Source organism: Streptococcus oralis (assembly GCF_019929365.1).
GTDB classification, from domain to species: domain Bacteria; phylum Bacillota; class Bacilli; order Lactobacillales; family Streptococcaceae; genus Streptococcus; species Streptococcus oralis_BT.
The window spans coordinates 108,756-135,590 of the sequence record NZ_JAHZPH010000004.1 but is presented as its reverse complement, the minus strand read 5'-3'; the positions used below and the strand labels follow the sequence as shown (position 1 = coordinate 135,590).

At 41.2% G+C, this 26,835-nt stretch carries 28 protein-coding genes, 1 other RNA gene and 1 pseudogene; 28 read left to right on the top strand and 2 right to left on the bottom strand.

Annotated elements, in window-relative coordinates; all coding sequences use genetic code 11:
• Positions 1 to 38: 38 nt before the first annotated feature.
• The 3 genes and pseudogenes from tnpA to K1I53_RS06930 all read left to right on the top strand — a co-directional run.
• Positions 39 to 390: pseudogene (gene tnpA / locus K1I53_RS06940) on the top strand (IS200/IS605 family transposase); the annotation flags it as partial.
• Positions 391 to 670: 280 nt separating this feature from the next.
• Positions 671 to 895, top strand: coding sequence for a sigma(X)-activator ComW (gene comW, locus K1I53_RS06935; RefSeq protein WP_223328854.1), 225 nt, complete (start codon positions 671 to 673; stop codon positions 893 to 895).
• 239 nt (positions 896 to 1,134) lie between these two features.
• Complete coding sequence (locus K1I53_RS06930; RefSeq protein WP_223328858.1) at positions 1,135 to 2,421, top strand: adenylosuccinate synthase; 1,287 nt, start codon at positions 1,135 to 1,137, stop codon at positions 2,419 to 2,421.
• 482 nt (positions 2,422 to 2,903) lie between these two features.
• On the opposite strand, the gene K1I53_RS06925 is transcribed toward K1I53_RS06930, so the two are convergent.
• Positions 2,904 to 3,449, bottom strand: a complete 546-nt coding sequence (locus K1I53_RS06925) for a hypothetical protein (RefSeq protein ID WP_223328853.1) — start codon at positions 3,447 to 3,449, stop codon at positions 2,904 to 2,906.
• A 265-nt stretch (positions 3,450 to 3,714) separates the two neighbouring features.
• Between K1I53_RS06925 and tadA the strand changes: the two genes are divergently transcribed.
• From tadA to K1I53_RS06885, 8 genes are all read left to right on the top strand, one after another.
• Positions 3,715 to 4,182 carry a tRNA adenosine(34) deaminase TadA gene (gene tadA, locus K1I53_RS06920; protein ID WP_223328852.1) on the top strand — a complete coding sequence of 156 codons (468 nt, stop codon included), beginning with the start codon at positions 3,715 to 3,717 and terminating at the stop codon, positions 4,180 to 4,182.
• A gap of 32 nt (positions 4,183 to 4,214) precedes the next feature.
• Positions 4,215 to 4,314: signal recognition particle sRNA small type (gene ffs, locus K1I53_RS06915), an RNA gene on the top strand.
• 54 nt (positions 4,315 to 4,368) lie between these two features.
• Positions 4,369 to 4,812 carry a dUTP diphosphatase gene (locus K1I53_RS06910; RefSeq protein ID WP_000701979.1) on the top strand — a complete coding sequence of 148 codons (444 nt, stop codon included), beginning with the start codon at positions 4,369 to 4,371 and terminating at the stop codon, positions 4,810 to 4,812.
• 1 nt (position 4,813) lies between these two features.
• The gene (locus tag K1I53_RS06905) at positions 4,814 to 5,329 is read left to right on the top strand and encodes a histidine phosphatase family protein (RefSeq protein ID WP_185755598.1); all 516 of its coding nucleotides are present in this window, start codon (positions 4,814 to 4,816) and stop codon (positions 5,327 to 5,329) included.
• Positions 5,330 to 5,342: 13 nt separating this feature from the next.
• Positions 5,343 to 6,704, top strand: a complete 1,362-nt coding sequence (gene radA, locus K1I53_RS06900; protein ID WP_080641272.1) for a DNA repair protein RadA — start codon at positions 5,343 to 5,345, stop codon at positions 6,702 to 6,704.
• A 72-nt stretch (positions 6,705 to 6,776) separates the two neighbouring features.
• The gene (locus tag K1I53_RS06895) at positions 6,777 to 7,271 is read left to right on the top strand and encodes a beta-class carbonic anhydrase (protein WP_004246703.1); all 495 of its coding nucleotides are present in this window, start codon (positions 6,777 to 6,779) and stop codon (positions 7,269 to 7,271) included.
• A gap of 214 nt (positions 7,272 to 7,485) precedes the next feature.
• The gene (locus K1I53_RS06890) at positions 7,486 to 8,454 is read left to right on the top strand and encodes a ribose-phosphate diphosphokinase (protein ID WP_223328851.1); all 969 of its coding nucleotides are present in this window, start codon (positions 7,486 to 7,488) and stop codon (positions 8,452 to 8,454) included.
• A gap of 119 nt (positions 8,455 to 8,573) precedes the next feature.
• Positions 8,574 to 9,011: a CoA-binding protein gene (locus tag K1I53_RS06885; RefSeq protein ID WP_223328850.1), complete on the top strand. Its 438-nt coding sequence runs from the start codon at positions 8,574 to 8,576 to the stop codon at positions 9,009 to 9,011.
• A 26-nt stretch (positions 9,012 to 9,037) separates the two neighbouring features.
• On the opposite strand, the gene K1I53_RS06880 is transcribed toward K1I53_RS06885, so the two are convergent.
• On the bottom strand, positions 9,038 to 10,048 hold the full coding sequence (locus K1I53_RS06880; RefSeq protein ID WP_223328849.1) for a YeiH family protein: 1,011 nt from the start codon (positions 10,046 to 10,048) through the stop codon (positions 9,038 to 9,040).
• A 151-nt stretch (positions 10,049 to 10,199) separates the two neighbouring features.
• On the opposite strand from K1I53_RS06880, the gene K1I53_RS06875 reads away from it, so the two are divergent.
• From K1I53_RS06875 to purF, 17 genes are all read left to right on the top strand, one after another.
• Positions 10,200 to 11,369, top strand: coding sequence for a pyridoxal phosphate-dependent aminotransferase (locus tag K1I53_RS06875; RefSeq protein WP_223328848.1), 1,170 nt, complete (start codon positions 10,200 to 10,202; stop codon positions 11,367 to 11,369).
• Entirely contained in the window at positions 11,366 to 12,136 is a 771-nt protein-coding gene (gene recO, locus K1I53_RS06870) for a DNA repair protein RecO (protein WP_223328847.1), read from the top strand. Before K1I53_RS06875 ends, recO begins: the two co-directional genes overlap by 4 nt.
• The gene (gene plsX / locus K1I53_RS06865) at positions 12,133 to 13,125 is read left to right on the top strand and encodes a phosphate acyltransferase PlsX (protein WP_223328846.1); all 993 of its coding nucleotides are present in this window, start codon (positions 12,133 to 12,135) and stop codon (positions 13,123 to 13,125) included. The genes recO and plsX overlap by 4 nt, the downstream gene beginning before the upstream one ends.
• 4 nt (positions 13,126 to 13,129) lie before the next feature.
• Positions 13,130 to 13,366, top strand: a complete 237-nt coding sequence (locus K1I53_RS06860) for an acyl carrier protein (protein ID WP_038806549.1) — start codon at positions 13,130 to 13,132, stop codon at positions 13,364 to 13,366.
• A 389-nt stretch (positions 13,367 to 13,755) separates the two neighbouring features.
• Entirely contained in the window at positions 13,756 to 13,899 is a 144-nt protein-coding gene (locus K1I53_RS06855) for a class IIb bacteriocin, lactobin A/cerein 7B family (RefSeq protein ID WP_000180822.1), read from the top strand.
• A gap of 15 nt (positions 13,900 to 13,914) precedes the next feature.
• A complete protein-coding gene (locus K1I53_RS06850; RefSeq protein ID WP_038804301.1) occupies positions 13,915 to 14,073 on the top strand; it encodes a class IIb bacteriocin, lactobin A/cerein 7B family in 159 nt (52 codons plus the stop codon).
• A gap of 383 nt (positions 14,074 to 14,456) precedes the next feature.
• On the top strand, positions 14,457 to 14,612 hold the full coding sequence (locus K1I53_RS06845; RefSeq protein ID WP_223328845.1) for a hypothetical protein: 156 nt from the start codon (positions 14,457 to 14,459) through the stop codon (positions 14,610 to 14,612).
• 38 nt (positions 14,613 to 14,650) lie between these two features.
• The gene (locus tag K1I53_RS06840; protein ID WP_223328844.1) at positions 14,651 to 14,863 is read left to right on the top strand and encodes a bacteriocin immunity protein; all 213 of its coding nucleotides are present in this window, start codon (positions 14,651 to 14,653) and stop codon (positions 14,861 to 14,863) included.
• 80 nt (positions 14,864 to 14,943) lie between these two features.
• Positions 14,944 to 15,132, top strand: a complete 189-nt coding sequence (locus tag K1I53_RS06835; RefSeq protein WP_223328843.1) for a hypothetical protein — start codon at positions 14,944 to 14,946, stop codon at positions 15,130 to 15,132.
• A gap of 24 nt (positions 15,133 to 15,156) precedes the next feature.
• Positions 15,157 to 15,363 (top strand): bacteriocin immunity protein, encoded by a 207-nt coding sequence (locus K1I53_RS06830; protein ID WP_223328842.1) that lies wholly within the window; start codon positions 15,157 to 15,159, stop codon positions 15,361 to 15,363.
• A gap of 337 nt (positions 15,364 to 15,700) precedes the next feature.
• On the top strand, positions 15,701 to 15,895 hold the full coding sequence (locus tag K1I53_RS06825; RefSeq protein WP_223328841.1) for a hypothetical protein: 195 nt from the start codon (positions 15,701 to 15,703) through the stop codon (positions 15,893 to 15,895).
• Between the two features lie 165 nt (positions 15,896 to 16,060).
• Positions 16,061 to 18,214 carry a peptide cleavage/export ABC transporter ComA gene (gene comA / locus K1I53_RS06820; protein WP_223328840.1) on the top strand — a complete coding sequence of 718 codons (2,154 nt, stop codon included), beginning with the start codon at positions 16,061 to 16,063 and terminating at the stop codon, positions 18,212 to 18,214.
• A gap of 12 nt (positions 18,215 to 18,226) precedes the next feature.
• The gene (gene comB, locus K1I53_RS06815) at positions 18,227 to 19,576 is read left to right on the top strand and encodes a competence pheromone export protein ComB (protein ID WP_223328839.1); all 1,350 of its coding nucleotides are present in this window, start codon (positions 18,227 to 18,229) and stop codon (positions 19,574 to 19,576) included.
• 167 nt (positions 19,577 to 19,743) lie between these two features.
• Positions 19,744 to 20,451 carry a phosphoribosylaminoimidazolesuccinocarboxamide synthase gene (gene purC, locus K1I53_RS06810; RefSeq protein WP_125454061.1) on the top strand — a complete coding sequence of 236 codons (708 nt, stop codon included), beginning with the start codon at positions 19,744 to 19,746 and terminating at the stop codon, positions 20,449 to 20,451.
• A gap of 37 nt (positions 20,452 to 20,488) precedes the next feature.
• Positions 20,489 to 24,214 carry a phosphoribosylformylglycinamidine synthase gene (locus tag K1I53_RS06805; protein WP_223328838.1) on the top strand — a complete coding sequence of 1,242 codons (3,726 nt, stop codon included), beginning with the start codon at positions 20,489 to 20,491 and terminating at the stop codon, positions 24,212 to 24,214.
• Positions 24,215 to 24,267: 53 nt separating this feature from the next.
• A complete protein-coding gene (locus K1I53_RS06800; RefSeq protein ID WP_223328837.1) occupies positions 24,268 to 25,371 on the top strand; it encodes a hypothetical protein in 1,104 nt (367 codons plus the stop codon).
• Positions 25,372 to 25,391: 20 nt separating this feature from the next.
• Entirely contained in the window at positions 25,392 to 26,834 is a 1,443-nt protein-coding gene (gene purF / locus K1I53_RS06795; RefSeq protein WP_223328836.1) for an amidophosphoribosyltransferase, read from the top strand.
• Position 26,835: the final 1 nt, after the last annotated feature.

Here is a 26,835-nt window from a genome sequence, read left to right as displayed (position 1 = left end):
AGGTGTTCAAGCCAATTGTAAAGCGAAAGGAGAAAAATATGGCACAAAAGGCACATAGTTTATCACACACAAAGTGGCACTGTAAGTATCACATTGTGTTCACCCCTAAGTATAGACGAAAAGTGATCTATAATCAATATCGAAGTAGTTTAGGCGAAATATTTCATCGTTTGTGCAGTTATAAAGGTGTTGAAATTATCGAAGGTCACTTGATGCCTGATCATGTACATATGTTAGTAAGTATTCTACCAAGGCAAAAGTGCACTCATGATGTTTGATAAACACGCCAACCTCAAGTACAAGTTTGGGAATCGGCATTTCTGGGCAGAAGGTTATTATGTGAGTACAGTGGGACTTAATGAAGCCACAATTAAGAAATATATTCAAGATTAAAGAAATTATCCAGCGTCTTTAGGCGCTGGCTGGTAATTTGGGCTTATAACCCTGGTGCAAACCACCCGTTAGACGGGTAGTTATGATTTTATAAATGAAGTAAACTTCTCAAAATTCAAAACTTAATTTTGGCATCTATAATTACCTTTATATTTTATTTTTAGTTCGTTTAGCTTTAAATTCTTCTTTTATAGGATTTGAAGCTTCTTTAGTTCGTTTTTCTGTTAAACTAGTGTTAATAATAAGAAAGGGATTTTTTATATGCTTCAAAAATTTTATGTTTTATGAACGAGCATTTGTCTTTTTGAAACTAGTTGAACAAGAATATGCTTCTTTATGCCAGAGTTCTGCTGAGTGGGAATCACTTCATCTTCGTTTTTTACTTTATTATTTGATAAGATTTAGAATTAAAAGCGATAAAGAGTTTTGTTTATATCATTTTCAGACGGCCTATCGCTTGTATCTAGATAAATTCTTGCTAGAAGGTACTACTCTAAACTAGTGAGGTTCATATATATCATTTATCACGAACAATAATCTGTATTAATTTTATATTTTGTAGGATTTTGTTTAATTTTTAAGGTTTTGAATTTTGTTATTTACAGAAATTCCAAATCTTTTCCAGTGTTTCTTCTTGATAAAATGGTCTTTTTTTCTTATAATAAATTGTAAGATATAATTGCAGGTGAGACTCCTGCCATGTATATGAGAAAGGAAGAGCCTAGCGGCTCAGACAAGATTATGACTTCAGTTGTTGTTGTAGGTACCCAATGGGGCGATGAAGGTAAAGGGAAAATTACAGATTTTCTTTCAGCTAATGCAGAGGTAATTGCTCGTTATCAAGGTGGTGATAATGCTGGTCACACCATTGTGATTGATGGAAAGAAATTTAAGTTGCACTTGATTCCATCTGGAATTTTCTTCCCTGAAAAAATTTCAGTTATTGGGAACGGAATGGTTGTAAACCCTAAATCTCTAGTAAAAGAGTTGACTTATCTTCATGGTGAAGGTGTGACAACAGATAATTTGCGCATTTCGGACCGTGCGCATGTTATTTTGCCTTACCATATTGAGTTGGATCGCTTGCAAGAAGAGGCTAAGGGTGACAATAAGATTGGTACTACAATCAAGGGAATCGGTCCAGCATATATGGACAAAGCTGCTCGTGTTGGAATTCGTATTGCGGATCTTTTGGATAAAGACATTTTTCGTGAGCGTTTAGAACGCAATCTTGCGGAAAAGAATCGTCTGTTTGAAAAATTGTATGACAGTACCCCTATTTCAATTGATGATATTTTTGAAGAGTACTATGAGTATGGCCAACAAATCAAGCAGTATGTGACAGATACATCTGTTATCTTGAATGATGCACTTGATAACGGTAAACGTGTACTTTTTGAAGGTGCACAAGGTGTCATGTTGGACATTGACCAAGGTACTTATCCATTTGTTACTTCTTCAAACCCTGTCGCTGGTGGTGTGACAATTGGTTCTGGTGTTGGTCCAAGTAAGATTGACAAGGTTGTAGGTGTATGTAAAGCCTACACAAGTCGTGTAGGAGATGGACCTTTCCCAACTGAGTTGTTTGATGAAGTGGGAGATCGCATTCGTGAAGTAGGTCATGAATACGGTACAACAACTGGTCGTCCACGTCGTGTGGGTTGGTTTGACTCAGTTGTGATGCGTCACAGCCGTCGTGTATCTGGTATTACCAATCTTTCATTGAACTCTATCGATGTTTTGAGCGGTTTGGATACTGTGAAAATCTGTGTGGCCTATGATCTCGATGGTCAACGTATCGACCACTACCCAGCTAGTCTTGAACAATTAAAACGTTGCAAACCTATCTACGAAGAATTGCCAGGGTGGTCAGAAGACATCACAGGAGTTCGTAATTTGGAAGATCTTCCTGAGAATGCGCGTAACTATGTTCGTCGTGTGAGTGAATTGGTTGGCGTTCGTATTTCTACTTTCTCAGTAGGTCCTGGTCGTGAACAAACCAATATTTTAGAAAGTGTTTGGTCATAGGAGATTTTTAAGATTAGTTTAAGAGAGGGCGGGTATACTATAGATAGTTACAAGAAAACCTCCTAACTTGTTGTAACAAATATCCTAAACTTTTCTTTTTCATAATAATCTCCCTATTAAGTCACCGCATTCGGTGGCTTTTTTAGTTCATAAGTCCTATATAGGCTTCTACATGACTTTTTAAGATAAAGAAAAAAAACAGTGGGATAGAAATCTCTAGACCAAGTCTCGATTTGGTAAACCTATATCTGTAAGATTTCAACGTTTGAGTAAATTGGTTAATGTTGTGAATGGAGAAAAGAAGTTTTGGTAAAAGTAGCTTTTTGAATTCTAAAATACCAACAAACAGTTCAATCTACTAATAAATTATAGGTGTACAACTAAGCAAAAATGAGGTTGGGATTTTTGATCCCAGCCTCTTCAGTGAACTATTTTCTTTAGAATTTATAAGTTAGATAAAACTAAATTTTTTGTAAATTAGCTTATTTGATAACTTGGTTTCCTGATTTGTCATTTTGAATTTGGTTCATTTCGTGCATAAAAACATCTGCTTTCAGTTTATCTGTGATGATACTGACACTTATTAACTTATTTAGATTTTTCTCATATCCTTCTAAAAAAATAGGATTTCTAATTTTCATGGTTAACTTTGCACAATTAAAGGGACGCTTTTTAATGGTTATTTGTTCGATATCTTGAAGTTTAAATTGATAATGTAATACGCTGAGGCCTCTGCTACTATAGGTATAATACTGAACAGTATTGTTTTTATGAACTTCTAATTTTACTCCATTTATGAAGAGATAATACCCCATAAACCATAGAAGAAGTGGAGCATAAATCAGTACGATTGCTATAATAATCTTGTCTGTAAAATCGGTATTATAAGATATCAGATGCTTTAGAATCCAGAGAATCATAACAGATAAAGATATCATGAATGGTCCCCCTGCTCTATTAAATTGATTTTTATATGGAAACATTAAGGTAAATTTTGGTTTATCCAGTAATAACTCTAATTTCATCATTTACCCTTTCATATTGTTTATTGTATAAATTTCAGTATATTCATCTCTTGAACTTTCTATGTCAGTTATCTCCATTATTTTAAGTTCATGATTTCTGATTTTCTATCAATTTTGCTAATATTATACTCTTTTTAAAACATTATTTCTATAATCCAGCGATTTAATACTATCTAAAGTTAGTCAGTGTAAATATTATAGAGCTCTTTTTTTGTCTAGGAAAACATGCTATAATGATAGAATTGATAAGCAGGAAAAGAGAGAAGCTATGGATTATACAGTTGAAGAAAAAGAAGCTTTTATGAGAGAGGCTTTGAGAGAGGCTGAGATTGCCCTAGAACACGATGAAATTCCAATTGGTTGTGTCATTGTCAAGAATGGAGAAATCATTGGTCGGGGGCATAATGCGCGCGAGGAGTTGCAACGGGCGGTTATGCATGCAGAAATCATGGCCATAGAAAATGCGAATGCAAGTGAAGAGAGTTGGCGTCTGCTTGATTGTACGTTGTTTGTGACCATTGAGCCTTGTGTTATGTGTAGTGGGGCGATTGGACTTGCCCGTATTCCAAACGTAGTCTACGGGGCTAAAAACCAGAAATTTGGTGCAGCTGGAAGTTTGTATGACATCTTGACAGATGAGCGCCTCAATCATCGTGTAGAGGTTGAAACAGGAATTTTGGAAGATGAGTGTGCAGCGATTATGCAGGACTTTTTCCGAAATAGACGGAAAAAATAATTTCTCTTTTAAAATAGAGAGGTATGTGGTATAATGAACAGTGGAGCAACAGTTCTGCGTGAAGCGGGTCAGGGGAGGAATCCAGCAGCCCTAAGCGAGTGTGAATTGTGTGCTCTTTTTTCGTGCTTTTTTCGAATAAATAAGATAAAATAGCCTAGAATAAATGATTATAGAAAAGAGAAAAATATGAAAATTCGTGGTTTTGAATTGGTTTCGAGTTTTACAGATGAAAATTTGCTACCGAAGCGTGAGACAGCTCATGCAGCTGGTTATGATTTAAAGGTTGCGGAACGCACTGTGATTGCTCCAGGAGAGATTGTTCTCGTTCCGACTGGTGTCAAGGCTTACATGCAGCCGACAGAAGTGCTCTATCTCTATGACCGTTCTTCAAATCCTCGTAAGAAGGGTCTGGTCTTGATCAACTCTGTTGGCGTTATTGATGGGGATTATTATGGAAATCCTGGAAATGAGGGACATATTTTTGCGCAGATGAAAAACATTACTGATCAGGAAGTGATTCTTGAAGTTGGGGAACGTGTGGTTCAGGCTGTCTTTGCACCATTTTTAATCGCAGACGGAGATGAGGCAGACGGCGTGCGGACTGGTGGTTTTGGATCAACAGGACACTAGGATGAAAATCATCTTTGTACGTCACGGGGAGCCAGATTACCGTGAGTTAGAGGAACGTTCTTATACAGGTTTTGGGATGGATTTGGCCCCCTTATCTGAGAAGGGACGACAACAAGCTCAGGAACTTTGCCAAAATCCCTTGCTACAATCAGCTAACCTACTAGTGACTTCAGCAGTAACGCGAGCTTTAGAAACGGCTTCTTATGTTTCTTGTGCTACTGGACTTCCTTTGAGAGTGGAGCCTATGTTACACGAATGGCAGGTCTATGAAGCAGGCATAGAAAACTTCGAAAAAGCTAGATGTCTGTTTTTAGAAAACAAGGGGGAGTTACTTCCTAATAGCCCTATTCAATATGAGACAGCTACGGAGATGAAGTCTCGATTTCTAGAATCTATGGCTAAGTATCGAGATTACCAGACCGTGATAGTGGTAACTCACAACATGCTCATACGTCAATTTGTGCCAAATGAGAAGATTGATTTTTGCCAAGTGATTGAGTGTGAGATAGAGATTTAGAAAGAGGTTTATTATCGCAAAGAAAAAAGCGACATTTGTATGTCAAAATTGTGGGTATAATTCCCCTAAATATCTGGGACGTTGTCCCAACTGTGGGTCTTGGTCTTCTTTTGTAGAAGAGGTTGAGGTTGCCGAGGTCAAGAATGCACGTGTATCCTTGACAGGGGAGAAAACCAAGCCCATGAAACTGGCTGAGGTGACTTCGATCAATGTCAATCGAACAAAGACCGAGATGGAGGAATTCAACCGTGTGCTTGGAGGCGGAGTAGTACCCGGAAGTCTTGTTCTCATCGGTGGGGATCCAGGGATTGGGAAATCAACCCTTCTCCTACAGGTCTCGACCCAGTTGTCTCAAGTAGGGACCGTTCTCTATGTCAGTGGGGAGGAGTCTGCTCAGCAGATTAAGTTACGAGCAGAGCGCTTGGGAGATATCGATAGCGAGTTTTATCTCTATGCCGAGACCAATATGCAGAGTGTTCGCGCAGAAGTAGAAAGAATTCAGCCAGACTTTCTCATCATCGACTCTATCCAGACCATTATGTCTCCTGAGATTTCAGGGGTGCAGGGGTCAGTTTCTCAAGTGCGTGAGGTGACGGCTGAGCTTATGCAACTGGCTAAGACTAATAACATTGCCATTTTTATCGTAGGGCATGTGACTAAGGAAGGAACCTTGGCGGGTCCGCGTATGTTGGAGCATATGGTGGATACAGTGCTTTACTTTGAAGGGGAGCGTCACCATACCTTCCGTATTTTGAGGGCAGTCAAAAACCGTTTTGGTTCCACTAATGAGATTGGCATTTTTGAGATGCAGTCGGGTGGATTGGTTGAGGTGCTCAATCCGAGTCAAGTTTTCCTAGAGGAGCGTTTGGATGGGGCTACTGGCTCGTCAATCGTTGTGACCATGGAAGGGACCCGTCCGATTTTGGCGGAGGTCCAGGCTTTGGTAACACCGACCATGTTTGGGAATGCCAAGCGTACTACGACAGGTCTTGACTTCAATCGTGCGAGTCTGATTATGGCTGTTTTGGAAAAACGAGCAGGGCTTCTCTTGCAAAATCAGGATGCCTATCTCAAATCTGCTGGTGGGGTCAAATTGGATGAGCCCGCCATTGACTTAGCCGTTGCAGTGGCTATTGCCTCTAGTTACAAGGACAAGCCTACCAATCCTCAGGAATGTTTTGTGGGTGAACTGGGCTTGACCGGAGAAATTCGACGCGTGAATCGTATCGAGCAACGCATCAATGAAGCGGCAAAACTGGGCTTTACCAAGATTTATGTACCCAAGAATTCCTTGACAGGAATCACTCCACCCAAAGAAATTGAGATCATTGGTGTGACAACGATTCAGGAAGTTTTGAAAAAGGTCTTTGCATAATCCGTGACAAATCCTCTTAAAAATGATAAGATAGGAGAAATATTTGATGATCAAATTTTTAAGGGGGAAATCGTGTCATATTTTGAACAGTTTATGCAAGCCAATCAGGCTTATGTTGCCCTTCATGGGAAATTAAATCTGCCACTTAAGCCGAAAACAAGAGTAGCAATTGTGACCTGTATGGACTCACGGCTACACGTCGCGCAAGCTCTGGGTCTGGCACTTGGAGATGCCCATATCTTGAGGAATGCGGGTGGTCGAGTAACTGAGGACATGATTCGTTCACTGGTGATTTCCCAGCAACAAATGGGGACAAGAGAAATTGTGGTGCTTCACCATACAGACTGTGGAGCTCAAACTTTTCAAAATGAAAGTTTTCATGAACATTTGAAACACGAGCTCGGAGTTGATGTGTCTGATCAAGATTTTTTACCATTCCAGGATGTTGAAGAGAGTGTGAGAGAGGACATGCAGTTGCTTCGAGAATCTCCACTGATTCCTGATGATGTGGTTATTTCAGGTGCTGTCTATGATGTGGATACAGGAAGTATGAGAGAAGTATACTAACTTTGTCTCGAAAAAATTTCATCCTAGCATAAAATCGATTGTTAAAATGTAGGATTTTTAGTTTTAATATAGCTAATATAAAATAGTATAAAACAAGGGTATAAATGTTTACTCTTGTTTTATTTTTGATTGAAAAATAAAGGAAAAAGCGCTACAATGGTAGATGGAAAATGTTGTGTAAAAAACAAGTGATACATAAATACCGGAGGAAATCATGTCTTTTTCTGATTTAAAGCTGTTTGCCCTTTCTTCAAATAGAGAATTGGCAGAGCGTGTGGCGCAAGAAATTGGGATAGAGTTGGGGAAATCGACTGTTCGCCAATTTTCAGATGGGGAGATTCAGGTCAACATCGAAGAATCAATCCGTGGAAAACACGTCTTTATCCTACAATCAACTAGCTCACCTGTAAATGACAATCTGCTCGAGATTTTGATCATGGTAGATGCCTTGAAGCGTGCCAGTGCAGAATCTGTCAACGTTGTCATGCCTTACTATGGCTATGCACGTCAGGATAGAAAAGCAAGAGCGCGTGAGCCAATCACTTCAAAACTCGTTGCCAATATGCTAGAAGTGGCTGGAGTGGATCGTTTGTTGACGATTGATTTGCACGCTGCACAGATTCAGGGATTCTTTGATATTCCTGTAGATCACTTGATGGGTGCTCCATTGATTGCGGACTATTTTGAACGTCGTGGCATGGTCGGCTCTGACTACGTGGTTGTCAGTCCAGACCATGGTGGGGTGACTCGTGCTCGTAAATTGGCAGAGTTTTTGAAAACTCCGATTGCGATTATTGACAAACGTCGCAGTGTAGACAAGATGAATACCAGCGAAGTGATGAACATTATCGGTAAGGTAGAAGGTAAGACTTGTATCTTGATTGACGACATGATCGATACAGCTGGAACCATCTGTCATGCAGCGGATGCTCTTGCTGAAGCAGGTGCGGTTGAAGTTTACGCAAGCTGTACGCACCCAGTACTTTCTGGCCCTGCTATGGATAATATCCAAAAATCAGCTATTAAAAAATTGGTTGTTTTGGATACCATCTACCTACCAGAAGATCGTTTGATTGATAAGATTGAACAAATCTCTATTGCTCATCTTCTAGGCGATGCTATTATCCGTATCCACGAAAAACGTCCACTTTCTCCTCTATTTAGTATTGAGAAAAAGATTTAATCTTTCACTTGAAATAGATAGTTCTCCTAGCAAGTTTCTTTTCTTGCTAGGAGATTTTTATAGTCAAAATCTGCAAGCCTTTTCAAAATGTGCTATACTGAGAAAAAAGGAGGAATTCTATGAGTCAAGAATTTATCAATCCAAGTGATGGTGTGATTCGTCAGTATCTGATAACTAGTAAAACGTTAGCGGTAGTGGGTTTGTCTGACCGTGAGGAAACAACTAGTAATCGAGTGACCAAGGAAATGCAGGCTCGGGGCTATAAAATCATTCCAGTTAATCCCAAGGCTGTAGGTGGGGAAATCTTGGGAGAAAAGGCTTATGCGAGTCTAGCTGAGATCCCTTTTCCTGTGGATATTGTCAATGTATACCGACGGAGCGAGTTTTTACCAGATGTGGCGCGTGATTTTCTCAAGGCTGATGCCAAGATTTTTTGGGCGCAATTAGGACTTGAAAGCCTAGAAGCGGAAGAAATCTTGCGTGCCGGAGGATGCGATGACATCGTGATGAATCGCTGTATCAAGAGAGAACATACACGCTTAATTCTTGAACAATAAAAGGTAGCCATGGGCTACCTTTTGTGTTAGAAAATACCAATCAATGCCTGCATGCCAAGACTGGTAAGGATGATGGCAATCCAGCAAAGGGCTCCAAGAAGAATGGATTTACCGCTGGATTTGACCATAGCTACTAGATTGGTTTTGAGACCGATAGCACTCATGGCCATAATAATGAGGAATTTGGAGAGTTGTTTGAGAGGGGTGAAGAAGCTACTAGACACGCCGAGAGAGGTAAGGAGAGTCGTTAAGAGAGAGGCCAGGATAAAATAAAGGATAAAAAGTGGGAAGACTTTTTTTAGTTGGAAACCCTGGCTATTTTTTTGTTGGTGACTTTGCCAGTAGGAGAGAAAGAGCGTGATAGGAATAATGGCAAGGGTGCGTGTGAGTTTAACAATAGTTGCGGACTCAAGGGTATTGGTTTGGTAAAGACTGTCCCAGGAGCTGGCGGTAGCCGTTACAGAAGAAGTATCGTTGACTGCAGTTCCTGCAAAGAGGGCAAAACCTTCATTGGATAGGTGAAGCCAGGTTCCTAGCGTTGGAAAGATAAGTGCTGCTAAGACATTGAAGAAAAAGATAACGGAAATGGCTTGGGCGACTTCTTTTTCCTTGGCATGGATAACGGGTGCTGTCGCGGCAATAGCAGAGCCACCACAGATAGAAGATCCCACTCCAATCAAGGTAGCTAGTTTTGTGTCTAGTGCAAAAAAACGCTGGAAGAGGTAGGCGACGATTAAGGAAATCGAAATGGTGGAAAGGATGACAGGGAGTGAAGTTTGTCCAACTGCGAAGACTTGCGAGATATTGAGACCAAAACCAAGTAAGATAACGGCATACTGGAGCAATTTTTTGGAACTAAAGGTCAAACCTGCATCTAGTTGTTTGTAGGGTGAGAGCCAGGGGTGGAGGAGCATTCCAGCAAAAATTGCAAAGACAGGTGCGCCCACGACGGGGAAAAATCCTCCTAGAAACCAAGAAATGATAGAAATGAGAAGACAGGCCAAGATTCCTGCCCCATTTTTTGATAAAAATGACATATAAACCTCCGAAAATAAGCACTTATTATTATAGTCCTGTCGAGAAAAAAAGTAAAATAGAAAGTGAAAATTCTTGATTTCAGATGGATTTTGCGGTCAGGGAGCTTTTGTAGTATAATAGTACTATGTTCTGTAAGCAAGGGGGATATCTATGGACTTAACCAAGCGCTTTAATAAACGGTTAGACAAGATTCAAGTTTCCTTGATTCGCCAGTTTGACCAGGCTATTTCGGAGATTCCTGGGGTCTTGCGTTTGACCTTGGGAGAGCCTGACTTTACAACGCCAAATCATGTCAAGGAGGCAGCCAAGCGAGCCATTGACCAGAACCAGTCCTACTATACAGGGATGAGCGGTTTACTGACCTTGCGCCAGGCAGCTAGCGACTTTGTTAAGGAAAAGTATCAACTGGACTATGCTCCTGAAAATGAAATCTTGGTCACGATTGGGGGGACAGAGGCTTTATCTGCTACTTTGACAGCTATCTTAGAAGAAGGAGACAAGGTTCTCTTGCCAGCTCCTGCCTATCCAGGATATGAGCCGATTGTCAATCTAGTTGGGGCAGAGATTGTCGAGATTGATACAACTGAAAATGGCTTTGTCTTGACTCCTGAAATGTTGGAAAAGGCAATTTTGGAGCAAGGTGACAAGCTCAAAGCAGTTATTCTTAATTATCCAGCCAATCCGACAGGGATTACCTATAATCGGGAGCAGTTGGAAGATTTAGCTACTGTTTTACGTAAATACGAGATTTTTGTGGTCTGTGATGAGGTCTACTCAGAATTAACCTATACAGGCGAAGCCCATGTATCTCTGGGAACTATGCTGAGAGACCAGGCTATTATTATTAATGGCTTGTCTAAATCGCATGCTATGACTGGTTGGCGTTTAGGCTTTATCTTTGCTCCTGCAGCTTTCACAGCTCAGTTAATCAAGAGTCACCAATATTTGGTAACTGCCGCAAACACTATGGCTCAACATGCTGCGGTGGAGGCTTTGACCGCTGGTAAAAACGACGCAGAGCCTATGAAGAAGGAATACATTCAGCGTCGAGATTATATCATCGAAAAGATGACAGCTCTTGGTTTTGAGATTATCAAACCAGACGGTGCCTTTTATATCTTTGCTAAGATTCCAGCGGGCTACAATCAAGATTCCTTTGCCTTTCTGAAGGATTTTGCTCAGAAGAAGGCCGTTGCCTTTATCCCTGGTGCAGCCTTTGGACGTTACGGAGAAGGCTATGTGCGTCTGTCTTATGCAGCCAGCATGGAAACGATTAGAGAGGCCATGAAACGACTTGAGGAGTACATGAGAGAAGCATGATTCAGTCTATCACGAGTCAAGGTCTCGTACTCTACAATCGTAATTTTCGTGAGGATGACAAGTTAGTCAAGATTTTTACCGAGCAGGCTGGTAAGCGCATGTTTTTCGTCAAACACGCTGGTCAGTCCAAACTAGCTCCGGTTATTCAGCCCTTGGTGTTGGCACGATTTCTCTTGCGAATCAATGATGACGGGCTTAGCTATATTGAGGACTATCATGAGGTCATGACCTTTCCCAAGATTAATAGTGATCTCTTTGTCATGGCTTATGCGACCTACGTAGCAGCTCTTGCAGATGCTAGTTTGCAGGATAATCAGCAGGATGCTCCCTTGTTTGCTTTCTTGAGGAAGACTCTGGAGTTGATGGAAGCAGGGATAGATTATCAGGTTTTAACCAATATTTTTGAAATTCAAATCTTGATCCGATTTGGGATTAGCCTTAATTTTAATGAGTGTGTCTTTTGCCATCGGGTCGGTCAGGCCTTTGACTTTTCTTTCAAATATGGAGCCTGCCTTTGCCCAGAGCATTATCATGAAGATGAGAGACGTTGCCATCTAAATCCTAATATCCCTTATCTGCTCAATCAATTTCAAGCCATTGATTTTGAAACCTTGGAGACTATTTCGCTCAAGACCGAAATCAAGCAAGACTTACGAAAGTTTATGGATCAACTCTACGAAGAGTACGTTGGGATTCACCTAAAATCAAAGAAATTTATTGATTCCCTAGCGGACTGGGGACAATTACTAAAAGAGGAAGATAAATGAAAAAAATTGCAGTAGATGCTATGGGGGGCGATTACGCACCTCAAGCCATCGTTGAGGGTGTCAACCAAGCCCTAGCTGACTTTTCGGATATTGAGGTTCAACTCTATGGAGATGAAAGCAAGATCAAGCAATATCTAACGGCGACAGAGCGTGTCAGCATTATCCATACGGATGAGAAAATCAACTCAGACGATGAGCCAACAAAAGCTATTCGTAAGAAGAAAAATGCCAGTATGGTATTAGCGGCTAAGGCAGTCAAAGAAGGAGAGGCAGACGCTGTCCTCTCGGCTGGGAATACAGGTGCCTTGTTGGCTGCAGGATTCTTCATTGTAGGTCGTATCAAGAATATCGACCGTCCTGGACTCATGTCGACCTTACCGACCATTGATGGCAAGGGCTTTGACATGCTAGACCTTGGAGCCAATGCAGAAAATACAGCTCATCATCTGCACCAATACGCTGTTTTGGGTTCCTTTTACGCGAAAAATGTTCGTGGGATTTCGAAACCACGTGTTGGTTTGCTCAATAATGGAACAGAAAGTAGCAAGGGTGATCCTCTTCGTAAGGAAACCTACGCCTTGCTAGCAGCGGATGAAAGCTTGAATTTTGTCGGAAACGTGGAAGCGCGTGATTTGATGAATGGCGTTGCGGATGTTGTCGTAACAGATGGTTTCACGGGAAACGCTGTTCTCAAATCCATCGAAGGGACCGCTATGGGAATCATGGGCTTGCTTAAGACAGCTATCACAGGTGGCGGCCTTCGAGCGAAACTAGGTGCTCTTCTTCTTAAGGATAGCCTTAGAGGTTTGAAAACACAGCTTAACTATTCAGATGTTGGTGGGGCAGTCTTGTTTGGTGTCAAAGCACCTGTTGTTAAGACCCATGGCTCAAGCGATGCCAAGGCTGTGTACAGTACGATTCGCCAGATTCGTACCATGCTCGAAACAGACGTAGTTGCTCAGACTGCGCGTGAATTTTCAGGAGAATAAAAAGATGACAGAAAAAGAAATTTTTGACCGTATTGTAACCATTATCCAAGAGCGACAGGGAGAGGACTTTGTCGTAACAGAGGCCTTGAGTTTGAAAGACGATCTAGATGCGGACTCAGTGGACTTGATGGAGTTCGTCCTAACGCTAGAAGATGAATTTGGTATCGAGATCAGTGATGAGGAAATTGATCAACTACAAAGTGTGGCAGATGTGGTCGGAACTATTAAAGGTAAGATATAGCAAAAAACAACATGCAAGTCATGTTGTTTTTTTGTTTGCAGAAAAAAGAGAAACTTTTAGTAGAAATTGCGAATAAAGATATGAGAAAGAAAAAGGAGGAACGTTTATGTATGTGACCGGTTTTTATCCATGGTTCATTAAGTGGTTTTTAAAATAAAAATGAAACAGTTGTTCATTTTCGAATTATTTTTCGAATAGATAGGTAAGAAGGAAAGGAAGGAGACTACGCGATGTATTTACCAATCTTATTGCCATGGTTTATCAAATGGTATTTAAAATAAATGAACAGGAAGGGAGAAAAGATTTCAGTAATTTATCCAATCTGATTTTTAAAATGGTTTAAGAGCTAGAAGTCGTAAACCAAAAAATAGAAATAAAGGAGAAAAAAGATGACAAATTTTGACAAAATGGAACAAAACTTTGTAGCTCTCACGGAAGAAGAGTTAATGGATGTGGATGGGGGTTCTGTTACTGCTGTGGTAGTAGGAGGCATCTTACTTATTGGCGGTATTGCTTGGGGATACTTTATGTGATAATAGGAGGATAAAATGAATATGAATAATTTAAATAATTGGACAGAGTTGACAGAAGACGAATTGATGAATACTGATGGAGGCGTGATCACAATAGCTACTATTGGTATTGGAGTGACTATTTTCCTTGGCGGTAGATTAATCGGGCAAGATTTAAAACGTAGGTTTGGATAAAAAGTGATTAGGTATGAAAAATCGAAAAAATTTAATAGGCGTGCTTTTAATCATTTTTGGAGTACTCTGTGTGCTAGGTGATTTAAATGTAATTACCTTTAAAGTTGATCAGTATGTAGTCTCGGAATTATGGATTCCGATCCTTATTTTAATGATGAGTTATTTGGATTCAAGCAAAAACAAGGTTTAAAGAGAACTATTGTTAGTGTGTGGCAAATACTATTGAATAGTCATCTTTTAGTTACTACCAATAAAAAATGGAGAAATAAATGAAGATTTCAGAAGAATTTTCAGTAATTATTATATCAGCTTCAGGAATAGTAGGGTTTTTGGTTGGAGTAGCTATTGGATTAGCCAGTATTATTTAAAAAGGAGAGAGAAAAATGAAAAAAATGGATGAAAAATTCGATATTATGACAGAAGAAGATTTGGCTCTTACTGAGGGAGGCTTCATTGTTACTACTTCCACAGCAATAGCTTGGGGTGTATTAGGAGTAGCTTCTTATATGTATGGGCGTTATCTAGGAAGTAGACGCTAAACTAAAAATTTGGGATAAAGTATGTAAGGAAATCAATTATGAATCACAACCTTAATCTCAATACATTGTTACCTAAACTAGCCACTATACTTCCTTTGTTGGCAATAGCTCTTAATCTTGCGCTTCATGTGATTCGTACAGGTTCATTAGTATCCTTTAATTGGCAGTGGACTGTAGTTGGTTTGCTTGCCTCAGGCTATTTTGGTATTTTTTGTAAGGATTTGACGAAAAATAATCAAAACTATAAATGATCAATCTGAATCAAAAGGATTTTGCATATGTAAATGGCGGAGTTTTTCCGCCTTTCTTATCAGGTAAATAGGAGTCTACCATGAAAAAATTCTTATTAGGATTTGCTGAGGGGTATTTTATCGTATCGCTCATTATCTATATCGCAACGTATTTGATTTTGAAAAATCCGATCAATACCTTGTTTTACCCAGAAACATATCCAATTCTGCTTGGTCTGTTTTATGTAGGATACAAGTACAAAACAAAAGAAAGCAAGATTGGAAGTTGATGGACCATCAGATTGGAGTTTGGGATGAAAGTCGCTCAATTGCTACAAAAAGCTTGGCCAGAGACCACTGTATTATGTAGCTCGATGGCTTATCTAATTATTAGAATCGTAGCTGATGTAAACAAAACAAATCTACCTACATGGTTTGAATATTTTGATATACCTACGATTTCATTATTCTTGATGACCTTCATCTTACTTTATAGAAGTGAAGAAAAAGATGACAGGTAGTGACAACATGAGTCTGATCTCTGTAGCTCCAGTAGAAGGGTAATCTTGGAGAATGTTGAGGTGTTAGACCAATGAACCATAATCTGTATTTAGTGAGGAAGGTATTCGTATGTTAAAAAAGAATTGATTTTATTAGGGGGGATTCTACTAGTACGCATTGTACTTTCTATCCTTCAAGTTTTAATGGACTATAAGCTATTACCAGGAAAGTATAGTGTAAATTTCATGGAAGTTTCAGACCTGTTTTCTTATCCTATACTTCTTTTAATTATTTACATAGCGGTAAAATATCATATCATCCAGAAAAGAATGGATAAAGAAAAGAATGAGGACTGAAATGAATAAGATTTTAAAATCCTTTATTGTATTTGTTTTTCTATTTTTAATGAATATTTTCGTCTTTACGATACTAGCAACTCTTGGTTTCCAGGTAACAATGAGTGAAAGTAGTTATCTGGTGCCCCCTGTGTTTTCGTTTATCGTTTTATACACAATTCACAAAAGAAGTGGGAAAGGTAAGAAATCTCTGTAATTGAATGATTTAGGCAGGACACTTGTTCTGCCTATTTTCTTTGGCAAAAAGTGCTGTTCAGGTATGAATATTGTTTTTTCAGAAATAATTTTCCGATTTCTTCTTCGTTTGGTTAAAATGATCTTACAAAGTTTTTAAGAGATTGTTAGAAAAAAGGAGATAGATATGAAATTTGGGAAAAGACACTATCGCCCTCAGGTGGATCAGATGGACTGCGGTGTAGCTTCATTAGCCATGGTCTTTGGCTACTACGGTAGTTATTACTCCTTGGCTCATCTACGAGAGTTGGCCAAGACGACCATGGATGGGACGACTGCTTTGGGTCTTGTAAAGGTGGCAGAGGAGCTTGGTTTTGAAACGCGGGCTATCAAGGCGGATATGACGCTCTTTGATTTGCCTGATTTGACTTTTCCTTTTGTAGCCCATGTGCTCAAGGAAGGGAAATTGCTCCACTACTATGTGGTGACAGGTCAGGATAAGAAGACCATCCATATCGCTGATCCAGATCCTGGTGTCAAGCTGACCAAGATTTCCCGTGAGCGATTTGCGCAAGAGTGGACAGGGGTCAGTCTCTTTATGGCGCCATCTCCAGACTATAAACCTCATAAGGAGAAAAAACAGGGGCTCCTATCCTTCTTGCCAATCTTGCTCAAACAGCGGGGTTTGATTGCTAATATCGTTTTGGCAACACTCTTGGTAACCCTGATTAATATCGTGGGCTCTTATTATCTGCAGTCTATCATTGACAGTTACGTACCAGACCAGATGCGTTCGACCTTGGGCATTATCTCAATAGGACTGGTCATCGTCTATATTCTCCAGCAGATCTTGTCCTACGCGCAGGAATACCTCCTACTAATCCTTGGGCAACGCTTGTCGATTGACGTGATTTTGTCCTATATCAAGCATGTTTTTCACCTGCCGATGTCCTTTTTCGCGACACGTCGTACAGGAGAAATCGTATCTCGTTTTACAGATGCTAACAGTATCATCGATGCGCTGGCGTCGACCATTCTGTCGATCTTTTTGGATGTGTCAACGATTTTGATTATCTCGCTTGTCTTGTTTTCACAAAATATGATACTCTTTTTCATTAGTCTACTTGCGCTTCCCATCTATACAGTGATTATCTTTGCCTTTATGAAGCCGTTTGAAAAGATGAATCGTGATACCATGGAAGCTAATGCGGTTCTGTCTTCTTCTATCATCGAGGACATCAACGGTATTGAGACCATTAAGTCTTTAACCAGTGAAAGTTCACGCTATCAAAAGATTGATAAGGAATTTGTAACTTATCTGAAAAAATCCTTTACCTACAGTCGGGCAGAAAGCCAGCAAAAGGCACTGAAAAAAGTTGCTCAGCTCCTGCTCAATGTTGCCGTTCTCTGGATGGGAGCTATTCTCGTCATGGATGGGAAAATGAGTTTGGGCCAGCTGATTACCTATAATACTTTGCTTGTTTACTTTACCAATCCTTTGGAAAATATCATCAACCTGCAAACCAAGCTTCAGACAGCACAGGTCGCCAATAACCGTCTAAATGAGGTTTATCTGGTAGCTTCGGAGTTTGAGGAGAAGAAAACGGTAGAAGATTTGAGCATGATGAAGGGAGAAATGACCTTCAAGCAAGTTCACTACAAGTATGGCTATGGTCGTGACGTCTTGTCGGATATCAATTTGACCATCCCGCAAGGTTCTAAAGTGGCTTTCGTGGGAATTTCAGGATCAGGCAAGACAACTTTGGCCAAGATGATGGTTAATTTTTACGACCCAAGTCAGGGGGAGATTAGTCTGGGTGGTGTCAATCTCAATCAGATTGATAAAAAGGCCCTGCGCCAGTATATCAACTATTTGCCTCAACAACCCTATGTCTTTAACGGAACGATTTTGGAGAATCTTCTCCTTGGAGCCAAAGAAGGGACGACACAGGAGGATGTTCTGCGAGCAGTCGAATTGGCCGAGATTCGAGAGGATATCCAGCGCATGCCACTGAATTATCAGACAGAATTAACTTCGGATGGGGCTGGAATTTCTGGTGGGCAACGGCAGAGAATCGCTCTGGCGCGTGCTCTCTTGACGGATGCACCTGTCTTGATCTTGGACGAGGCGACTAGCAGTCTGGATATTTTGACGGAGAAGCGAATTGTCGATAATCTCATGGCTTTAGACAAGACCCTGATTTTCATCGCCCACCGCTTGACCATTGCTGAGCGGACAGAGAAGGTTGTTGTCTTGGATCAGGGTAAGATTGTCGAAGAAGGCAATCATGCTGATTTGCTGGCTCGAGATGGTTTTTACGCCCATTTGGTGAATAGCTAGAAAGAGGAGAAGATGAAACCAGAATTTTTAGAAAGTGCGGAGTTTTACCATCGTCGTTACCATAATTTTTCCAGTCGCGTGATTTTACCTATGTCGCTTCTGCTCGTGTTTCTGCTAGGATTTGCAGTCTTTGCAGAGAAGGAGATTAGTTTGTCTACCAGAGCCACTGTCGAACCTAGTCGGATCATTGCCAACATCCAGTCGACTAGCAATCAACGGATTGTGGCAAATTATCTGGAAGAGAACAAGTTGGTCAAGCAGGGGGATCTACTCGTTCAGTACCAGCAAGGGGCGGAAGCTGTTCAAGCTGAAGCATACGCCAATCAGTTGGAGATGTTAAAGGATCAAAAAAAGCAGTTGGGTTATTTGCAATCCAGTTTGAAAGAAGGGACTGATCAATTTCCAGAGGCGGATAAGTTTGGATACCAGGAGATGTTTCGAGACTATCTCAGCCAAGCTAGTAGTCTTAGGAGCAATGTTTCGCAGCAAAATGCCAGCATCTCCTCGCAGAATGCGGCAGCAAGTCAGAGCCAGGCCGAGCTTGGCAATCTTATCAGCCAAACAGAGGATAAAATCCGAGACTACAAAACAGCTAAGTCAGCGATTGAAAAGGGAGATCAACTGGATAGTCAGAATCCAGCCTACTCTTTTTACCAGACCCATAAAAATCAAACTGGAGAAGATCCGCAAGCTAAATCGCAGGCTATTGCGCAAGTGGATGCACAAATTGCCCAGCTAGAGTCTAGTTTAGCTACTTATCGTGTGCAGTATGCAGGTTCTGGAGCTCAACAAGCCTACGCAACGGGACTGGCTAGTCAGCTGGAATCGCTCAAGTCCCAGCACTTGGTCAAAGTCGGTCAGGAATTAACCCTTCTAGATCAGAAAATTTTAGAAGCAGAGTCGGGTAAGAAAGTCCAAGGAGGTCTGCTGGACAAGGGGAAAATCACAGCAAGCGAGGATGGGGTGCTTCACCTCAATCCTGAGACCAGTGATTCTACCATGGTCGCAGAAGGAACCCTACTAGCTCAACTCTATCCATCCTTGGAAAAGGAAGGAAAAACCAAACTCACAGCTTATCTTAGTTCAAAAGATGTTGCAAGGCTCAAAGTAGGTGATTCTGTTCGCTTTACTACAACCAAGGATGCCAACAAAGAGCTCGTTCTTGTTTCTGCGATTACGAATATTGATGCGACAGCTACCAAGACTGAAAAGGGCAATTTCTTTAAAATAGAGGCGGAGACAAGTCTGACTCCTGAACAAGCAGAAGAGCTTCGCTACGGTTCAGAAGGACGTTTGACACTAATCACAGGAAAGAAAAGTTATCTGCGATACTACTTAGATCAATTTTTGAACAGAGAATAATGTTTGTTTTTAACGCAAGATTATACTTTTAAAACTGTAAAATGTTTTGATTTTACAGTTTTTCTTAATATTAAAAAGAGGTATCTTCGCCGTCGTTCGCAAATTATTGCTATTTTTGTTATTTTGTAGTAGAATGAAGTAAAGAAATACGAAAGGCGAACTTTAAAATGTCAAAAGAATTGATCTATTCGGGAAAAGCCAAGGATATCTATACAACTGAGGATGAAAATCTCATTATTTCAACTTACAAGGACCAGGCAACTGCCTTCAACGGTGTCAAGAAGGAGCAGATTGCGGGCAAGGGAGTTTTAAATAATCAGATTTCATCTTTTATTTTTGAGAAATTAAATGCTGCTGGTGTAGCGACTCACTTTGTGGAGAAGCTTTCAGATACGGAACAACTCAATAAAAAAGTTGAGATCATTCCTTTGGAGGTTGTGCTTCGCAACTACACGGCTGGATCATTTTCAAAACGTTTTGGCGTAGAAGAAGGTATCGCATTTGAGACTCCGATTGTCGAATTTTATTATAAAAATGATGATTTGGATGATCCATTTATCAATGACGAGCATGTGAAATTCCTTAAAATTGCGGATGACCAGCAGATTGCTTACTTGAAGGAAGAAACGCGTCGTATCAATGAACTTTTGAAGGCTTGGTTTGCTGAGATTGGACTTAAATTGATTGACTTTAAGCTAGAGTTCGGTTTTGACAAGGATGGTAAGATTATCTTGGCAGACGAATTTTCACCAGATAACTGCCGTTTGTGGGATGCGGATGGCAACCACATGGACAAGGATGTTTTCCGCCGTGGCTTGGGTGAATTGACTGATGTTTACGAGATTGTCTGGGAAAAGTTGCAGGAATTGAAATAATCTGTTTGCAAGAGCTGAAATAAAGGAATAAGAATTGATGAATAAACGTATTTTTGTTGAGAAAAAGGCTGATTTTCAGGTCAAGTCAGAGAGTTTGGTAAGAGAACTCCAACACAACTTGAGGCTTTCAACTTTGAAAAGTATTCGCATTGTGCAGGTTTATGATGTCTTTGATTTGGCAGAGGACTTGTTTGCATCTGCAGAGAAGCACATCTTCTCTGAGCAGGTAACAGACCATGTCTTGGATGAATTAGCCGTGCAAGCGGATCTTGCTAACTATGCTTTCTTTGCCATTGAAAGCCTTCCGGGGCAGTTTGACCAACGTGCAGCTTCTTCACAGGAAGCTTTGCTTTTACTGGGAAGTTCAAGTGATGTGACGGTCAACACAGCTCAACTTTACTTGGTTAATAAAGATATTGATGCGACTGAGTTAGAAGCAGTCAAGAACTACCTGCTCAATCCAGTTGATTCTCGTTTCAAGGACATCACGACAGGGATTGCCAAGCAGGAATTTTCTGAGTCAGACAAGACTATTCCCAAATTGACTTTCTTTGAAAACTATACGGCAGACGACTTTGCTCGCTACAAGGCCGAACAAGGAATGGCCATGGAAGTGGACGATTTGCTCTTTATCCAAGACTACTTCAAGTCAATCGGGCGCGTGCCGACGGAAACAGAGCTCAAGGTTTTGGACACTTATTGGTCTGACCACTGCCGTCACACGACTTTTGAGACCGAGTTGAAACACATTGATTTCTCAGCTTCTAAATTCCAAAAGCAATTGCAAGCGACTTATGACAAGTATATTGCCATGCGTGAGGAACTAGGTCGGTCTGAAAAGCCACAAACCTTGATGGATATGGCGACTATTTTTGGTCGTTATGAGCGTGCTAATGGTCGTTTGGACGATATGGAAGTGTCTGACGAAATCAATGCATGCTCGGTTGAAATCGAAGTGGACGTTGATGGTGTCAAGGAACCTTGGCTTCTTATGTTCAAAAACGAAACCCACAACCACCCAACGGAAATTGAGCCATTTGGTGGCGCGGCTACTTGTATTGGTGGCGCCATTCGTGACCCGTTGTCAGGCCGATCTTACGTTTACCAAGCCATGCGTATCTCTGGTGCGGGTGATATTACGGCTCCGATTTCGGAAACGCGTGCTGGTAAATTGCCACAACAAGTCATTTCGAAAACAGCGGCTCATGGTTATTCTTCGTATGGTAACCAAATTGGTCTGGCAACGACTTACGTTCGTGAATACTTCCACCCAGGCTTTGTAGCTAAACGTATGGAGCTTGGTGCCGTTGTCGGTGCTGCTCCAAAGGGCAATGTAGTCCGTGAAAAACCGGAAGCGGGCGATGTGATTATCCTCCTTGGAGGCAAGACCGGCCGTGATGGTGTTGGTGGTGCGACAGGGTCTTCTAAGGTTCAAACAGTTGAGTCTGTAGAGACTGCTGGTGCTGAGGTTCAAAAAGGGAATGCCATCGAAGAACGCAAGATTCAACGTCTTTTCCGTAATGGAGATGTCACTCGTCTCATCAAGAAGTCCAATGACTTTGGTGCTGGTGGTGTCTGTGTGGCTATCGGTGAATTGGCAGACGGTCTTGAAATTGACCTCAACAAGGTTCCTCTTAAATACCAAGGCTTGAACGGTACAGAAATTGCCATTTCTGAATCACAAGAGCGGATGGCAGTTGTGGTGCGTCCTGAAGACGTAGATGCCTTCGTTGCGGAATGTAACAAAGAAAATATTGACGCTGTTGTTGTGGCAAAAGTGACTGAAAAACCAAATCTTGTCATGCACTGGAATAGCGAAATCATTGTCGACTTGGAACGTCGTTTCCTGGATACAAACGGCGTGCGCGTAGTCGTTGATGCAAAGGTGGTAGACAAGGATGTCAAGCTTCCAGAAGATCGAACAACAAGCACTAACACACTTGAAGCTGATACCCTTGCGGTTCTATCTGATCTCAACCATGCGAGTCAAAAAGGCTTACAAACTATCTTTGACTGTTCGGTCGGTCGTTCCACTGTCAACCACCCACTTGGTGGTCGCTACCAACTCACTCCAACTGAGGCATCTGTGCAAAAATTGCCAGTTCAACACGGTGTAACTCATACTGCGTCAGTCATGGCTCAAGGATTTAACCCTTATGTAGCAGAATGGTCTCCATATCACGGTGCTGCCTATGCAGTAGTCGAAGCGACTGCTCGTTTGGTGGCTGTTGGTGCCAACTGGCCTAAGGCTCGCTTCTCTTACCAAGAGTACTTTGAGCGCATGGACAAACAAGCTGAGCGCTTTGGTCAGCCAGTAGCAGCTCTCCTAGGCTCTATCGAAGCACAAATCCAACTTGGCTTGCCATCTATCGGTGGGAAGGACTCTATGTCTGGTACCTTTGAGGAATTAACCGTACCACCAACCTTGGTTGCCTTTGGGGTGACAACAGCAGATAGCCGTAAGGTGCTTTCTCCTGAGTTCAAGACTGCTGGTGAAAACATCTACTACATCCCAGGTCAAGCCCTCTCCGCAGAGATTGATTTTGACTTGATTAAGTCTAATTTTGCTCAATTTGAAGCCATCCAAGCTGGCCACAAAGTAACATCTGCATCAGCTGTCAAATACGGAGGTGTCCTTGAAAGCTTGGCTCTTGCTACCTTTGGGAACCATATCGGTGCAGAGGTAATCTTGCCTGAACTTGAAAGTTCTTTGACAGCTCAATTAGGTGGATTTGTCTTCACATCTCCTGAAGAAATTGCTGGAGTAGAGAAGATTGGGCAAACAAGCGCAGACTTTACACTCGTTGTCAACGGTGTGAAGCTAGATGGACAGAAACTTGACAGTGCCTTCCAAGGAAAATTAGAAGAAGTTTACCCAACAGAATTTACCCAATCTAAAGAACTAGCAGAAGTTCCAGCTGTCGCTTCTACCGCAGTCATCAAAGCTAAGGAAACTATTGAAAAACCTGTGGTTTACATCCCAGTCTTCCCAGGAACCAACTCGGAATATGACTCAGCAAAAGCTTTCGAAAAAGAAGGTGCAGAAGTCAACTTGGTGCCATTCGTGACCTTGAATGAAGAAGCTATTGTCAAGTCAGTTGAAACCATGGTTGACAACATCGGCAAGGCTAACATCCTTTTCTTTGCAGGTGGCTTCTCGGCTGCGGACGAACCAGATGGATCAGCTAAGTTTATCGTCAACATCTTGCTCAATGAAAAAGTACGTACAGCAATTGATAGCTTTATTGCTCGTGGTGGCTTGATTATCGGTATCTGTAATGGATTCCAGGCCTTGGTCAAATCAGGTCTTCTTCCATACGGAAACTTTGAGGATGCCAGCAGTACTAGCCCAACCCTCTTCTACAATGATGCCAACCAGCACGTGGCCAAGATGGTGGAAACTCGGATTGCCAATACCAATTCGCCATGGTTGACTGGCGTGCAAGTGGGTGATATCCATGCCATCCCAGTGTCGCACGGTGAAGGGAAGTTTGTTGTGACGGCCGAGGAATTTGCTGAGCTCCGTGATAATGGACAAATTTTCAGCCAATACGTTGACTTTGACGGCAAACCAAGTATGGATTCTAAGTACAATCCGAATGGTTCGTTAAATGCCATCGAAGGAATTACCAGCAAGAATGGTCAAATCATCGGTAAAATGGGACACTCAGAACGTTATGAAGACGGTCTTTTCCAAAATATCCCAGGAAATAAGGACCAGCACCTGTTCGCATCGGCGGTTAAATACTTTACTGGAAAATAAGACTAGATATTACTAGGGCGATTGGTGTGTTTTGAGAAGTAAAATGAAAGTTTGTGGAGTATTTGAATAAATTAATTGACATACCTGATGTTGAAAAAAAGATTCAATTGAAAAAATCATTATCTAGAGAGATGAGAGTAATGAAGGAGGACTTAAAGCCAAGAAAGTGTTTGATTTGTGATAAAGATACTACAAGTTTTTGTAACTCTCACACCATTCCACAGTTATCGTTAAAAAATATTTCTGATTCTGGCATGTTGACTCAAGCTGGTTATTTAATAGGGAGCGATCTGTCAGATAATGATAAGGGAGTGAACAATTCGGGAACGATACAAATTATCTGTCGTAAATGCGATTTGTTTTATTTTCAGGAATATGAAAATGAAATGAATCTCATGTCTTATCCTAGCGATAAAATGTTGCCACAAATGGCATTGAAAAATTTCCTTTTAGAACTAGTTAGAAGGAGGGAGGAAAAATACCATTTTGAAAAATTAATGTCTGATAATACGATTAAGAAAGCTTTATACTTAAGAATACCTGAGGCTTCTAGTAAGACATTAGAGAATACATCTCAAAAAATAAAGGATCTTCATAATTCTTTTGATTATGATATTGAAGATTTTCAAAATGAAATTTTACTCCATAAAACTGCTATTGAAAACAATCTTAGAGGAGCATATCAAATTATTTTTCATGAGGTGCTCCCCTATAAGATACCGATAGCGTTTCAAGGCTCATTAACGTTGATTAGAGATATGTATGGATATCCAGTGAATGATACGAGTAACCATTCAAAAAATAATCGTATTCAGAAGTTGCATCTAGCCATTTTACCATTAAAAGAAAAGACGATGGTGCTAGCTTTTTATCATAAAAGGGATAGGAAATATAAATCTCTAAAAAGTCAATTTAATAGTAGCCCTCGATTGAAGAAACTGGAATTTCTTAATTATTTAATATTTGCTTATGCTGAAAACTATTACTTTAGCCCAAAAATTAAAGAAAAAATTAGAACAAATGAGAAGCTTGTGTTACTTAGTCAAGAACTTTTCGGTGAACCTAATTTGGGTCAGTATGTAGGAGTTGATAGTTATAAGAGAGTCGATCCAGATGAAATTCCTAATTTTCTTTTAGAAAAGTGGGCTATAATGTAAATATAATATAGGTATAAAAAATGACATACGAAGTAAAATCTCTTAATGAAGAATGTGGTGTTTTCGGTATCTGGGGACATCCAGATGCTGCGAAAATGGCCTATTTTGGGCTCCACAGTCTTCAGCACCGTGGTCAGGAAGGGGCAGGAATTCTCTCCAATGATCAAGGACAATTGAAGCGCCATCGCGATATGGGGCTCTTATCAGAAGTGTTCAGAAATCCAGCTAATTTGGATAAACTAACTGGAACGAGCGCGATTGGCCATGTGCGTTACGCGACTGCTGGCGAAGCTTCTGTGGATAACATCCAGCCCTTCCTCTTTCGCTTTCATGATATGCAGTTTGGGCTGGCTCACAACGGAAACTTGACCAATGCCGAATCGCTCAAGAAAGAATTGGAACAAAGAGGAGCAATTTTCAGTTCAACTTCGGACTCGGAAATCTTGGCTCATCTCATTCGTCGGAGTCACAATCCTAGTTTGATGGGCAAAATCAAGGAAGCGCTCAGTCTTGTCAAAGGTGGCTTTGCTTATATCTTGCTTTTTGAGGACAAGTTGATTGCGGCGCTTGACCCTAATGGCTTCCGTCCGCTTTCGATTGGGAAAATGACCAACGGAGCGGTAGTGGTTTCCTCCGAAACCTGTGCTTTTGAAGTTATTGGTGCTGAGTGGATTCGAGATTTGAAGCCTGGAGAGATTGTGATCATTGATGATAAGGGCATCCAGTATGATAGCTATACAGATGATACACAGCTCGCGATCTGCTCTATGGAGTATATCTACTTTGCTCGTCCTGACTCTAATATCCATGGTGTTAACGTCCATACAGCTCGCAAACGTATGGGGGCTCAATTGGCGCGTGAATTTAAGCACGAAGCGGATATCGTGGTCGGTGTGCCAAATTCCTCACTCAGCGCAGCTATGGGATTTGCGGAGGAGTCTGGTCTGCCAAATGAAATGGGTCTCATCAAGAACCAATACACGCAACGCACCTTTATCCAACCGACTCAAGAATTGCGGGAGCAAGGGGTACGGATGAAACTGTCTGCCGTTTCGGGTGTTGTCAAAGGCAAACGTGTGGTGATGATTGATGATTCCATTGTTCGTGGGACAACCTCTCGCCGCATCGTTCAGCTTTTGAAAGAAGCAGGTGCGTCCGAGGTTCACGTTGCTATTGGCAGTCCTGCGCTAGCTTATCCATGTTTTTACGGGATTGATATCCAGACGCGTCAGGAGCTGATTGCGGCTAATCATACGGTCGAAGAAACCTGTCAAATCATTGGTGCGGATAGTCTGACCTATCTTTCGATTGATGGCTTGATTAATTCTATCGGCATCGAAACGGATGCGCCAAATGGCGGTCTCTGTGTCGCTTACTTTGACGGCGACTACCCAACTCCTCTCTACGACTATGAGGAAGAATATCGTAGAAGTTTGGAAGAAAAGACCAGTTTTTACAAATAGG